Consider the following 12,230-nt stretch of genomic DNA (forward strand, 5'->3'; position numbering starts at 1 on the left):
CAGTCGCCCGCAATCTAGCTCTCAACCTGTATCGTGATTTAGGCTTTGACAACATGGCTCAAGCTCAGCGTCGTTGTGGGTTCAGCTTGAACCACTTGAAGTCAATCTTTAGAATGAAATAGCCCTGCTACCCAGCTGCTTGAATGACCTGCGAGCAGATTCCTCTTTATGCTGGCAGATAATCGCTATTTGTTACCAGTGGTGAAGTGAGCGATGCGCTTTCAGCGCTACCGCAACGCGATCGCATCCCCACTGGTCGAGAACAGAGCGATCGCGCTTTATGGTGATGCTAATTTACACTCCCCAAGCTTTGAATTTAGCCGCACAATTGCGATTGCCAGCTAGCTATGATGCCCATTATTTAGCTTTAGCACAGCAATTGAAATGTGAATTCTGGACAGCAGATCGGCGGCTGTTTAATGCAGTGCAGCTTTCCCTAGCCTGGGTACACTGCGTGACATGAGAAGATGCAGGCGATCGCATTTCATAAAAGCCAGCTAGATCGTCATCCAACTGGCTCAAAATTAACCCTAATAATGCGGAGTAATGGTTATTGATAACCTTCAATCGTGTGACCCGCCGCCACTATTGCTTGTTTGATTGTCTCTTCAGAAGCCTGAGCTTCCACTGTCACCGTCTTGGCTTGTACATCCACGTCCACCTTGGCATCGGGTTCCATCGTATGGATGGTGTCGGTAATTGTTTCTGCACAGCCATTACAGGCGATACTCGGAACTTTTAGTTGGAGTGCCATAAATTCAATTCAAGTCAATTAAGTTTGCTAAGTGCGATTGGAGAAGCCTTCATTTTACCGTTGTGACAGTGCCGGATAAATCAGCCTCCTGAGCGATAAGCGGATTCGGCATTCTGGCGCGATCGCGATCGCATCCTCGATAAAAAGTCCCCTAAAAACAGTTTTGGACTTAGTCGAGTGCGACTAAGCCCGTTAGAACGAAAGGATTGGTTTTATCAAAAAACGAACTTTAACAACTAGGGTGGACAAGTTTGGCAGCTTCACCTTTACCTTTATTGTTCTAGCATAGTCAAGTCTTCCCAGACCTTGGTTTGGCTTTGCACCAGTTGGGCGTGCCACTACAGTCTATGCTTGGTTGGTTCTTGCTGCACTTGGGTAACAGACCGGGGACACCGCGTCTATGTTTCCCATTCGGTTTTTCATCAGCCTCCTTGTGTTTCTAAACTTCTTGGTGTCCACTATTAAATTAACATCGCATTTACCGGCAAAACGCCAGACTTTACCAAACTTGACAAGTCTTTAAATATGGTAAATAAGCGTTAGCAAAGTGAAACAATTCCCCTGCCTTGCAATCCCTGAACGAGAAGGGCTACAACAACGCATAAACAAATGTAAAAATAGATAAAGTTGACCGATACCAAGCCCTTGTAAATTCCCATGTCTTCTTCCTCCCAGTTCCTTAGCGGTAGCGAAATTCGGCAAAAATTCCTCGACTTCTATGCCCAGCGAGGACATCAAATTTTGCCGAGTGCTTCCTTAGTGCCAGAAGATCCCACCGTACTGCTAACGATCGCCGGGATGCTGCCCTTTAAGCCGATATTTTTAGGACAGCGATCGCCCCAGTTCAAGCGGGCCACGACTTCTCAAAAATGTATCCGCACCAATGATATAGAGAATGTGGGACGGACTGCCCGACACCACACGTTTTTTGAGATGCTGGGTAATTTCAGCTTTGGGGATTATTTCAAAGAACAAGCGATCGCCTGGGGTTGGGAACTGTCAACACAAGTCTTTGGCTTACCCCCAGAAAAGCTTGTAGTCAGTGTTTTTGAGGATGATGACGAAGCTTTTGCGATCTGGCGGGATAAAATAGGCGTTCCCGAAGCCAGAATCCAACGCATGGGAGAAGCGGATAACTTCTGGGTATCTGGCCCAACTGGCCCTTGCGGTCCTTGTTCGGAAATTTACTATGATTTCCACCCAGAACGCGGTGATGACAAGATTGATTTAGAAGATGACACCCGGTTCATCGAGTTTTATAACCTGGTGTTCATGCAGTACAACCGGGATGCAGAAGGCAACCTAACGCCGCTGCAAAATCAGAATATCGACACGGGTATGGGACTGGAACGGATGGCGCAAATCCTCCAGAAAGTCCCGAACAATTACGAAACAGACTTAATTTTCCCGATTATCAAAACTGCGGCAGAAATTGCTGGGATCGATTACGCCAGTAGCGACGAGAAGACAAAAGTTTCTCTGAAAGTGATTGGGGATCACGTCCGTTCCGTCGTCCACATGATTGCCGATGAAATCCGCGCATCGAATATCGGACGCGGTTATGTGCTGCGGCGCTTGATTCGGCGCGTGGTGCGTCACGGACGACTGATTGGCATTGAAGGTGAGTTTACAACGAAAGTGGCAGAGACTGCGATCGCGCTTTCCGAATCCGCTTATCCTATAGTCCGGGTGCGAGAAGCACAAATCAAAGCGGAACTGCAACGGGAAGAATCTCGCTTCCTCAAGACACTGGAACGAGGCGAGAAACTGTTGGAAGAAATGATTCAGCGGGTGAAGCAAGAAGGTAAAACTCACATTGACGGGCGAGACGCCTTTACTCTCTATGACACCTACGGCTTCCCCCTAGAACTCACTCAGGAAGTTGCAGAAGAAGAAGGGCTAACCGTAGACGAGTCAAGCTTCAATGCGGCGATGGAGGAACAGCAAACGCGATCGCAATCCGCCCACGAAACCATCGATCTCACCGTACAAGGTTCCCTAGATAAGCTAGCCGAACACATTCACAGCACCGAGTTTCTGGGTTACACCCAACCCTCCAGCCAATCGCAAGTAGAAGTCATCCTCGTAGAAGGCAAATCTGTCGAAGCGGCGGAAGCAGGAACACAAGTGCAGATTGTCCTGAATAAGACGCCATTCTACGCAGAATCGGGCGGACAAATCGGCGATCGCGGCTACATCTCCGGCGATTCCGTTTTGGTGCGAGTTGAAGACGTTAAGAAAGAATCCGATTTCTTCGTCCATTTCGGTCGCATCGAACGCGGTACGCTACGGGTAGAAGATGCTGTAACTGCACAAATTGACTTGTCTTGTCGCCGTCGCGTTCAAGCGCATCATACAGCAACGCACCTGCTGCAAGCGGCATTGAAGAAAATTGTCGATGAATCGATTACTCAAGCTGGTTCTTTAGTATCTTTTGATAGATTGCGATTTGACTTCAATTGTCCTCGTCCCGTGACATCCGAAGAAGTACAACAAATCGAAGATCAAATTAATACTTGGATCGCCGAAGCGCATCCCGCCGAAACCGAGATCCTGGCAATCGCGGAAGCCAAAGCGAAAGGCGCGATCGCCATGTTTGGCGAAAAATACGGCGATGAAGTGCGAGTACTGGATGTCTCCGGCGTTTCGATGGAATTGTGCGGCGGTACTCACGTTCACAATACTGCTGAAATTGGGCTATTTAAGATAGTCTCAGAGGCAGGTGTTGCTTCTGGAGTGCGACGGATTGAAGCGGTTGCAGGGCCAGCAGTTTTGGAATACTTGAATGTACGGGATAAAGTGGTTAAAGAATTGAGCGATCGCTTTAAAGTCAAACCCGAAGAACTACCCGACAGAATTACTAACATCCAGAACGAACTAAAAGCATCCCAAAAGCAGCTAGAAGCATTAAAGGCAGAACTCGCCTTTGCGAAATCTGACCAATTACTCAGCACAGCTGAAATAGTGGGAGATTTCAAAATTCTAGTTGCCGAATTGGGAGATGTTGACGCAGAATCTCTAAAAAATGCCGCTGAAAGATTACTGCAAAAACTGGGTAATGGTGCCGTAGTCTTGGCATCAATTCCCGAACCAGATAAAGTAAGTTTTGTGGCACATTTTAGCCCAGAAGTCAATAAGAAAGGTTTACAAGCTGGGAAATTTATCGGCGCGATCGCCAAAATCTGCGGCGGCGGCGGCGGCGGACGCCCGAACTTAGCGCAAGCGGGTGGACGCGATTCCAGTAAGCTGAAAGAAGCTCTCTTAAGTGCTAGAACTCAGCTTCTTGAAGGTTTGCAATAAGTCCCGTAGGGTGGGGATTGCCCACCCTGCAAAATCTTTTCTTCTTGTTTTTTCTTCGCGCTCTATAGCGCTAACGCGCATGGCTCCGCTAGTGTGTCTTCGCGGTTTATTTTCTAAGTCTGAAATTCATGACTGAAGCAACACAAACATCCGCCTTCCCACAAGCACTTCTAGCGCCAGATGGCGGACGCGATCGCAACAATCCAAAAACCTTTGAAAACTCTCAAGCCTTAGTTACACTCAGCCTTGAGCCAGTCTTAGCTTACAAATTTTCTCTGGTTTGAGTTACTTTTAGGTGTAGCGTGTCAGTACCTGCATCGCTGACCGCTCATTCAGGGGCATGAAACTACGCGAGAAAACACTGCTGACGATTGGCGTTACCGTCGTAAGTTTGATAGGGGTTTTGTATGTCACCTCGTCAACCATCCTGCTGAACGGCTTCGCCAAATTGCAGGAACGGGAGGCTTACCGGAACGTTCAACGAGTTCGGGATGCCTTCTCTAACTACCTGAGTGAGTTCAGCGTTCTGAACGACCAATGGGCGATGTGGGATGACACCTATGACTTCATCAAGGATGGCAACCCCCGCTATATCGATCGCAATCTCAATGATATTTCCTTGCGATCGCTCAGATCCAACTTAATCCTATTTATCAATTCCTCCGGTCAGTTGGTTTTTGGTCAAAGCTTCAACCTGAAGCAGCGCAAAGCAATACCGATGTCTAAGGACATCCAGGCATACTTAGCGGCTAACACAAGCCTGCTACAGAACCCCGAACGACTGAACCACTATGTTGGCATCGTTCTATTGCCACAAGGGTCAATGGCGATCGCAGCGGGGCCAATTCTGACTAGCCAAGGACAAGGACCTAGTCGCGGGACGCTGATCTTAGGACGCTACCTGAATGCCGAAAAAATCCAGGATTTGAGCGAGTTGACCCATTTGCCTATCACTGCTTACTTGGCAAGCGATCCGCAGCTACCTCCCGACTTCAAATCGGTGCGTCCGGCTTTGTCCAAAATGTCCGATAATTCTTCTTCGATTCTAGTGCGATCGCTCAGCAATGGCGGGGTGGTGGGATATACCCTACTGCGGGATATTGATGGGAAACCCGTGTTGCTGTTACGAGTTGATATGCCCAAAGAATTTTATCAACAAAGCCAATTTCTCTTGACTTATCTGGTGGTGTCGCTGGGTATATCAACTTTGGTCGTGGGAATCGCGTTCACCGGGGCAACTTTATTTCTCTTAGAAAAATTGGTTCTGTCTCGGCTAGCTTATCTCAGTACGGAGGTTCGGAGCATTGGCACTAAAGGCGATCTGTCAATGCGCGTATTAATTGCTGGCAGAGATGAATTGTCGCTCCTGGCTCGTACAATTAACTGGATGTTAGAAACTTTAGAGTCATCTTTAAAAGAACTAAAAGCAGAGCAAAAGAAAGCGGAAAGATTGCTGCACAACATTTTACCCCAAGCGATCGCCGAGCGTTTAAAAAAAGAACAGCATACTATCATTGCTGATAACTTTGCCGAAGTCACGGTTCTATTTGCCGATATCGTTGGTTTTACTCAACTGGCTGCTTATACATCCCCTGTAGAACTGGTCAACTTGCTCAACAAAATATTCTCAGCTTTTGACCAACTAGCTGAACAACATGGGTTGGAAAAAATCAAGACAATTGGGGACGCCTATATGGTGGTTGGCGGTTTACCCATACCTCGCACGGATCATGCAGAAGCCATTGCCGAAATGGCGCTAGATATGCAAAAGGAAATTGACCGATTCAATGTAGTAAATGGCGAAGAGTTCAACATCCGGATTGGCATTAACACTGGCCCTGTTGTCGCTGGAGTTATTGGTTTAAAAAAGTTTATCTACGATTTATGGGGAGATACGGTTAATACCGCCAGTCGCATGGAATCCCACGGAGTAGCCGGTTCTATTCAAGTTACCGCCGCCACTTACCAGCTTTTACAAGAAAAGTATCAATGGAAAGAGCGGGGTGCGATCCAGGTGAAAGGGAAGGGAGAAATGACGACTTATCTACTCATCGGCAGAAAAACGGAAAAACTGCTAGTGTGAGCTAGAAGTTTATAAATATCACTGTTTAGAAAGGCAAAACTTTATGGGTCGCTTAAATCCTTACACGCTACAGATGCAGATTACCCGGATGTTCCAAGAGGGGCAATCTATCTTTGCCCCAGTGAAGGTGCAGGATTGGCTGCGAGAGCGCAATCACGATCCAGCCGAATATGATATTCTCTTCCATCAGAAACCCGCGTCGCCGGGAGCCAAAGAAGCGATCGCTATTCATATTGAGTTGCGCCGCAAAGATGGACAGCCGGTCGATCCCTGGCTTCAACAAGAAGTCAACCGTCACGCTTAACGCTGTTCAATGCACTAACTTATCAGCCAAAATTGATGGGTTGTAGAGACGCGATTAATCGCATCTCTACGCGGGTAAATTCTCATATCTAATTTGACCTTCTGTCCCTACCGGCGATGGCTAAATGAATCTGTCGGTTGATTTAACACAAAAAGAGCGTTTCCACCTCCGGAACGCTCTTTTTGTGTCGTGTGGATCTTTCTAGAATATTCTGAAGAAATGGGCATGAAATCAAACTGGCGCTGGATTCTGGGTTTTATTCTTTACTTCGTGATTTTACTGACAATTATTGTTTTTGCTTATTTGGGAATTGTCCCCGTCAAAATTTCCGCCATTCCTTTTTATGACACAATCGGACATTTCATTTTATTAGGGTTTGCCAGTTACTTAGGTCAGAAAGCTTTAGGAAACCGGATAATTAATATTTGGTCTCATTGCATAAGTTTACCACTGGCACCGATTCTGATTAGTATCTTTGCCCTATTAGATGAGAGTCTGCAAGCCCTCTCACCTCTTCGTTCCTCAACCTTGTCCGATCTCGCTGCCAACCTAATCGGAATCTGGTTCTTTTACTGGCTAGCATCGCTGAAGTAAAGCCTGGAAATCGTTTTTTGGGGTTGGTTACATTCTGACCATTTGGATGTGCTACAAATTGATGGCGTCGCGGATGCTGCGATGATTCGGCGGCTTTCTCTATCCTTGATGCGCGAGAAGTATAGCAGTCTTAAATGATTCGTGAAGGCAAGATCCTAGGACAACTCTTACGAAGTCGGGGATCTGAACCGCTGGCATCTCATACTCAAATAGGATTGCTATATTCACTTAAAGTAATCTGATTTCCGTGTATTTACAGACTTGAGTCCTAGGGTTAATGACAGGCAATATCCGTAGATTTAATCTTAATTTAGATGGCTTTAGACTATACAGCCGTAATTCTGACGAGTTAAAACTTTTGCAAAATTTTCATCAATAAATTTACTATACTTCTATATCTTTAGATGACTTGGTGTAGAAAAGAAGTAGGTCTAAAGAGAAGGCATTGAAAAAAAAAGAAACCAAAAAAAATAAAGTCAAGCTTCACGAAGCGGTTTAATATGTCTTATCGCTACAACCAAAATCAAGCTCCTTTTGTGAGAATTGTCTACTCAAAGGTTAACGTAAACGGAAAAACCGAACTGGTGCCGCTGGAGTTATACACAGATGGTTTGCTTAAGCGAACGAGCTGAAGAAAAAATCCGCACTGCAAATATAAAAAATTTCTGTTTCCTAATTCTGTACCTGAGTTCGGGAATACTCTACAATACAGCGAATAAGTTAGCGTTCATAGTCTTGAAACGACAGAGCTGCTATGGCTGGTGTGAAGCCTTATCAAAATTCGATGCTATTGGAGAAACCCGAACATTTTCCCGTCCTGGGAGTGCCAGTTCATCTGTTAGATGACTATTCTAAGTGGCTAATCTCGTGCCTACATGAGAAAGTAGGTGGTCATGTAGTCACGCTAAATGCCGAAATGGCGATGCAGGCAGAACAAAACCCCAAGCTGGCTGGGATCATCCAGCAGGCTGAACTGGTGATTCCGGATGGAGCTGGGGTTGTACTTTATCTGCGGCTAAAGGGTAGACGCCTGAGGCGCTGTCCGGGAATTGAGTTGGCAGAGTCACTCTTACAGGAAGCTGGGCAAATGGGAAAGCTTTGCCCAATTTTTTTCTATGGTGGGGCACCGGGAGTCGCGCAAGCAGCAGCTGCGGTTTGGGAGGAACGAGTGCCAGGAATTGCGATCGCTGGGAGTCAACACGGCTACCTCTTACCCGAAGCAGAACCAGAATTTAAGACAACCCTGCAAACTCTCCAACCCCGTCTGATATTTGTGGGTTTAGGCGTTCCCCGTCAGGAATTATGGATTGCCCAAAACCGGCACCTGTGTCCCGAATCGATTTGGATTGGTGTCGGCGGTAGCTTCGATATTTGGGCTGGAATTAAATCTAGGGCACCCGCTTGGTTGCGGGATAATCACCTGGAATGGCTTTATCGTCTGTATCAAGAACCCTGGCGCTGGCGAAGAATGATGGCTTTACCACAATTTGCCTTACGAGCTGTGGTAAAAAGTTATGAGTTTTGAATTGTTAATTGTTCATGGAAGTTGCCATGAACGATGAGCGATTAGCCAGTCTTCCATTAGCAATACGCACTGATAACTTTATATATGACCACAGCTTCTGCTCATCCCGGCATTGGCAAAAATCACCGGAGTGACGCACGGGACGCCAATTACTCAGCCTCCTCGCCGGTCATGGTGAAATTGCGGGAAGTGACAAAAATTTATTCCAATGGCAGCCGTGGGTTATTGGATGTGAATCTGGAAGTCAAGCGAGGAGACTTCTTGTTTGTCACCGGACCTTCTGGTTCTGGTAAATCAACGCTCTTAAAGCTGCTGTATGGGGAAGAACGCCCTACGGATGGCGAGGTAATGGTCGATAGCTGCAACGTCGCGCAGTTGCGGGGTCATCGCCTGTCTTTGCTGCGGCGGCGCATCGGCGTCGTCTTTCAAGACTACAAACTCATCCCCCGCCGGACAGTCACGGAAAATATTGCTTTTGTGCTGTGGGCGCAAGGCTTCACGCGCAAGGAAATTGAGCGCCGCCTCCCTCCAACTCTGAAATTAGTCGGGTTGCAGCATAAAGCTGACTGTTTTCCTGAAGAACTCTCTGGTGGAGAGCAACAGCGCGTCAGTCTTGCCCGTGCAATTGTCGGAACACCGCCGCTGCTACTGGCAGATGAACCCACCGGAAACCTTGATGCTGATAATTCGGCATCGGTGCTGAGAATTCTCCAGAAACTCAACGCCTTCGGTGCCACAGTGATGGTGACAACGCATGACGAACGCTTATTGCGGATGGCGAATAGACCTGTGGTGCAAATCCGTGAGGGGCAATTAAAAATGAGAAATTAACAATTTTTTTGTTTAATTTCCTACTGGGCGCTTCTGACTAGAATCACGGTGCTTTTGACCCCCCGCGCGATCGCTTCGGGGATATTCCCTTTCATCACCTGCTGCAATAGCCCTTCCCGACTAGCACCCAATATCACGACATCGCAGGCGTCAGCTTGCGCCAGATCGATCACGGCATCCGAGACAGAACTGGAACGAAGCGGAATCGCCGTCACACTTGCACTCAGTTGGCGGCTGAGAAACAGGGCTGATTTTTCTAACACGGCGGTGTCAGGCAAGAGGGTGGAAGGATGGAAAACCTGGGCTAGCTCAATTGCGGGTGCCTTACTCAGAGATATCAAAGCCGGTAAGAGTTGCAAAGCTTGCTGGGCGTTGGGACCACCAGCAATCGGAACCAGCCAGCGATTGAAGCATAGGGACAGAGTGGGTGAGTGTGTCCCGATGCGATGCCGGGGTGCCAGGGTGCCGGGGTGCCGGGGGGAATTGGCAGCGATATTCTCCCTGACTCCTAGACTCTCGTCGCCCATTTTCACCAACACTACCTCGCAGGGAGCCTGCCGGATGATCGTGTCCACCACATCGCCAAAAACTCGACCGGGTGTGATGCTGGTGCCTTTCCAGCCCATCAACAGCAAATTAATGTGACGCTCCTTAATGGTTTCCAGAATCGCTGGAGCAACATCATGAGACACCCGGATCTGAGTGTGGACGGGAATTTGCCAATCTTGCCCTAGTTTTTCGGCATGACGGAGCAACCGACGACTTTTCGTGGTGCTGACGGGCGTTTGAGTTGGGGCGCTGCTGCGGGGAACCGAGATCACCTGAAGACATTCGATTTCGTAGTTGCGATCGCGGGCAATTGCAGCTGCCATCTGCAATAATGCGGGTGCGGTTTGCGGGTTGGCGATGGTAACGAGCATTCGTCCGCTTCCCACTGCCGGGGAACGAGTTTGATAAACACAGTAGGAAGGCTCCGGACGCGGGCCGATATTCACCGATTCACCGTTCAGCTTATCTGCTTGCGCCCGAATAATATCAGCACGGGTAATAATCCCAATCAGCTTGCGCCCTTCCGTCACTGGCAACCGACTGAGTTGATAGCGATTGAGTAAATAGAGAACATCACCCAAGGAGTCGGTAGGGTTTACCGTCATCGGCTTCGGCGTCATGATTTTACTCAAAGGGGCATTTCCCGGCAATCCCCGTTGGACAATTCCGGCAAGATCAGTTTGGGTGACAATCCCCACCAGTTTCTCCTTGTACACAACCGGAAAGCCGCGATGATGGGAGCGAGAGAAGGCTTGAACGGCTTCATCAAGGGTCATATTGCTGGTTAAGGTTTCCACCCGCCGCTGCATCACCTCTGCTGCCTTTAGCGTCGATAAGAGTCCATCGGTGGTTGGCTTCTTCTCCAGTTCAATCCCATTCCAAACCAACAGGCGATCGTGGAGCGATCCCCTGACTATTTTTTCCGACACCAAGTAAGCAACAACAGACCCAATCATCAGCGGCAGAACCAGATTGAAGTCCATTGTCATTTCAAAGACGATCACAATGGCGGTAATGGGCGCTTTGGCGACGGCGCTGAAAAATGCCCCCATGCCAGCGAGGGCGTAGGTGGTAGGCGAACCCACGTTAAGGGTTGCCTGCTGGACGAACCCGACCAGATAGCCAAGCCCAGACCCCAGGATCAGGGAAGGCGCGAATAAACCGCCAGGGGCACCAGAACCGCAAGCGACCAGCGTGAGTATGTACTGAGCCACAAAAGCGATCGCTGCCATTTCCCAGCTCACTCCACCTGCCAGCAGGGACTCTCGCAGCCCGGTGTTGTCTCGAAATGTTGTGGGTAGAAAGGAGGTAACGATACCAGAAATTAATCCAGCCAGCCCGATTCGCAGCGGTAAAGAAAGTTTGAGGCGGCGATATAAGGCGAGTGAAGTGAAAATTCCTTTCCCAAACATTGCTCCCAGCAACCCAGCCAAAGCTCCTAACAATAGGTAAAAAGGAATCTCTTGGGCAAAAAAGCTGGTCTGAGATTGGGTAATGTTGAGGTTGAGATCAAGGCTACGACCCCCCAGCAGCCGCGACACAACCGCACCGATGAAGGATGCGAGAATGGCTGTACCCAAGGTGAGGTCGGATAAATCTTGGAGGAGTTCTTCGACAATAAACAGCACACCGGCAATCGGCGCATTGAAACCGGCGGCTAACCCAGCACCCGCACCAGCGGCAATCATCTGGCGGCGATGGTCGGGCGAGGTGGGAACCCAGTGACTGAGTTGAGCAGCAACGGCTGCACCGATATGCACGGTTGGTCCTTGACGCCCCAAGGTGAGTCCGGAACCCAGAGCAATAATGCTGCTGGCTAACTTCACGAGGGCAACTCGTAAATTCAGGGGGATGGGGAACTGAGCAAGGGCAGCTTTGACAAAAGGAATGCCGCTTCCTGCTGCTTCCGGTGCCAGACGTTCTACCAGGCAGCCGGAGAGGAGTCCAAAGGATAAACCAATGGCGGGTAATACGAACCATGCGGGGAGAAAGTGGGAGGCATGAACTCGCCATGCTCCCAAAGCACCGACTGCTACTTTGAACAGAACTGCGGCGAGTCCCGATACTAGCCCAATCAGACAAGCTTCAGCGATCGCTAAACGCCGTCTGGGTTGAAAGAAAGCTTTGAGTTTGGAGTTGGGAAATTTGAGTTTTGAGTGAAAAGACAAAACTTGAGAACTTAACACTCTCAAATAATTCATAAGTTATTCAACATTTTGCCCTCAACTCACTTCATGGCTAATCGGGAATCGAAGACTGGTCATCAGTCAATTAACCAGTCTTCGAGCGA

Annotated in this window: 10 protein-coding genes; 8 read left to right on the top strand and 2 right to left on the bottom strand. The window is 48.5% G+C overall.

All coding sequences use genetic code 11. The features are described 5' to 3' along the window. Positions 1-213 precede the first annotated feature (213 nt). The gene (locus AC2VDX_RS18065; RefSeq protein WP_378184238.1) at positions 214-345 is read left to right on the top strand and encodes a hypothetical protein; all 132 of its coding nucleotides are present in this window, start codon (positions 214-216) and stop codon (positions 343-345) included. A gap of 205 nt (positions 346-550) precedes the next feature. Here AC2VDX_RS18065 and AC2VDX_RS18070 read toward each other — a convergent pair whose 3' ends face one another. After that, positions 551-754 carry a heavy-metal-associated domain-containing protein gene (locus AC2VDX_RS18070; RefSeq protein ID WP_378184240.1) on the bottom strand — a complete coding sequence of 68 codons (204 nt, stop codon included), beginning with the start codon at positions 752-754 and terminating at the stop codon, positions 551-553. 657 nt (positions 755-1,411) lie between these two features. Here AC2VDX_RS18070 and alaS point away from each other — a divergent pair. The 7 genes from alaS to ftsE all read left to right on the top strand — a co-directional run bounded on the left by alaS (position 1,412) and on the right by ftsE (position 9,391). Next, on the top strand, positions 1,412-4,054 hold the full coding sequence (gene alaS, locus AC2VDX_RS18075; RefSeq protein WP_378184242.1) for an alanine--tRNA ligase: 2,643 nt from the start codon (positions 1,412-1,414) through the stop codon (positions 4,052-4,054). A 128-nt stretch (positions 4,055-4,182) separates the two neighbouring features. Then, positions 4,183-4,338: a hypothetical protein gene (locus AC2VDX_RS18080; protein WP_378184244.1), complete on the top strand. Its 156-nt coding sequence runs from the start codon at positions 4,183-4,185 to the stop codon at positions 4,336-4,338. 56 nt (positions 4,339-4,394) lie between these two features. Continuing rightward, positions 4,395-6,137 carry an adenylate/guanylate cyclase domain-containing protein gene (locus tag AC2VDX_RS18085; RefSeq protein ID WP_378184246.1) on the top strand — a complete coding sequence of 581 codons (1,743 nt, stop codon included), beginning with the start codon at positions 4,395-4,397 and terminating at the stop codon, positions 6,135-6,137. 43 nt (positions 6,138-6,180) lie between these two features. Next, positions 6,181-6,441 carry a hypothetical protein gene (locus AC2VDX_RS18090; protein WP_378184248.1) on the top strand — a complete coding sequence of 87 codons (261 nt, stop codon included), beginning with the start codon at positions 6,181-6,183 and terminating at the stop codon, positions 6,439-6,441. Between the two features lie 225 nt (positions 6,442-6,666). Next, positions 6,667-7,035 (top strand): VanZ family protein, encoded by a 369-nt coding sequence (locus AC2VDX_RS18095; protein ID WP_378184250.1) that lies wholly within the window; start codon positions 6,667-6,669, stop codon positions 7,033-7,035. A 754-nt stretch (positions 7,036-7,789) separates the two neighbouring features. Further along, positions 7,790-8,560 (top strand): WecB/TagA/CpsF family glycosyltransferase, encoded by a 771-nt coding sequence (locus AC2VDX_RS18100; protein ID WP_378184252.1) that lies wholly within the window; start codon positions 7,790-7,792, stop codon positions 8,558-8,560. Positions 8,561-8,731: 171 nt separating this feature from the next. Beyond that, the gene (gene ftsE, locus AC2VDX_RS18105) at positions 8,732-9,391 is read left to right on the top strand and encodes a cell division ATP-binding protein FtsE (RefSeq protein ID WP_378184369.1); all 660 of its coding nucleotides are present in this window, start codon (positions 8,732-8,734) and stop codon (positions 9,389-9,391) included. A gap of 20 nt (positions 9,392-9,411) precedes the next feature. On the opposite strand, the gene AC2VDX_RS18110 is transcribed toward ftsE, so the two are convergent. Next, a complete protein-coding gene (locus AC2VDX_RS18110; RefSeq protein ID WP_378184254.1) occupies positions 9,412-12,141 on the bottom strand; it encodes a chloride channel protein in 2,730 nt (909 codons plus the stop codon). Between the last annotated feature and the right edge of the window lie 89 nt (positions 12,142-12,230).

The sequence above is a fragment of the Coleofasciculus sp. H7-1 genome (assembly GCF_057473865.1).

What these genes read in the sequence shown, in the direction of transcription:
- AC2VDX_RS18080 (WP_378184244.1), top strand. Translation starts at nt 4,183, where the DNA reads ATGACTGAAGCAACACAAACATCCGCCTTCCCACAAGCACTTCTAGCG.
- AC2VDX_RS18085 (WP_378184246.1), top strand. Translation starts at nt 4,395, where the DNA reads ATGAAACTACGCGAGAAAACACTGCTGACGATTGGCGTTACCGTCGTA.
- AC2VDX_RS18090 (WP_378184248.1), top strand. Translation starts at nt 6,181, where the DNA reads ATGGGTCGCTTAAATCCTTACACGCTACAGATGCAGATTACCCGGATG.
- AC2VDX_RS18095 (WP_378184250.1), top strand. Translation starts at nt 6,667, where the DNA reads ATGAAATCAAACTGGCGCTGGATTCTGGGTTTTATTCTTTACTTCGTG.
- AC2VDX_RS18065 (WP_378184238.1), top strand. Translation starts at nt 214, where the DNA reads ATGCGCTTTCAGCGCTACCGCAACGCGATCGCATCCCCACTGGTCGAG.
- AC2VDX_RS18070 (WP_378184240.1), bottom strand. Translation starts at nt 754, where the DNA reads ATGGCACTCCAACTAAAAGTTCCGAGTATCGCCTGTAATGGCTGTGCA.
- ftsE (WP_378184369.1), top strand. Translation starts at nt 8,732, where the DNA reads ATGGTGAAATTGCGGGAAGTGACAAAAATTTATTCCAATGGCAGCCGT.
- alaS (WP_378184242.1), top strand. Translation starts at nt 1,412, where the DNA reads ATGTCTTCTTCCTCCCAGTTCCTTAGCGGTAGCGAAATTCGGCAAAAA.
- AC2VDX_RS18100 (WP_378184252.1), top strand. Translation starts at nt 7,790, where the DNA reads ATGGCTGGTGTGAAGCCTTATCAAAATTCGATGCTATTGGAGAAACCC.
- AC2VDX_RS18110 (WP_378184254.1), bottom strand. Translation starts at nt 12,141, where the DNA reads ATGAATTATTTGAGAGTGTTAAGTTCTCAAGTTTTGTCTTTTCACTCA.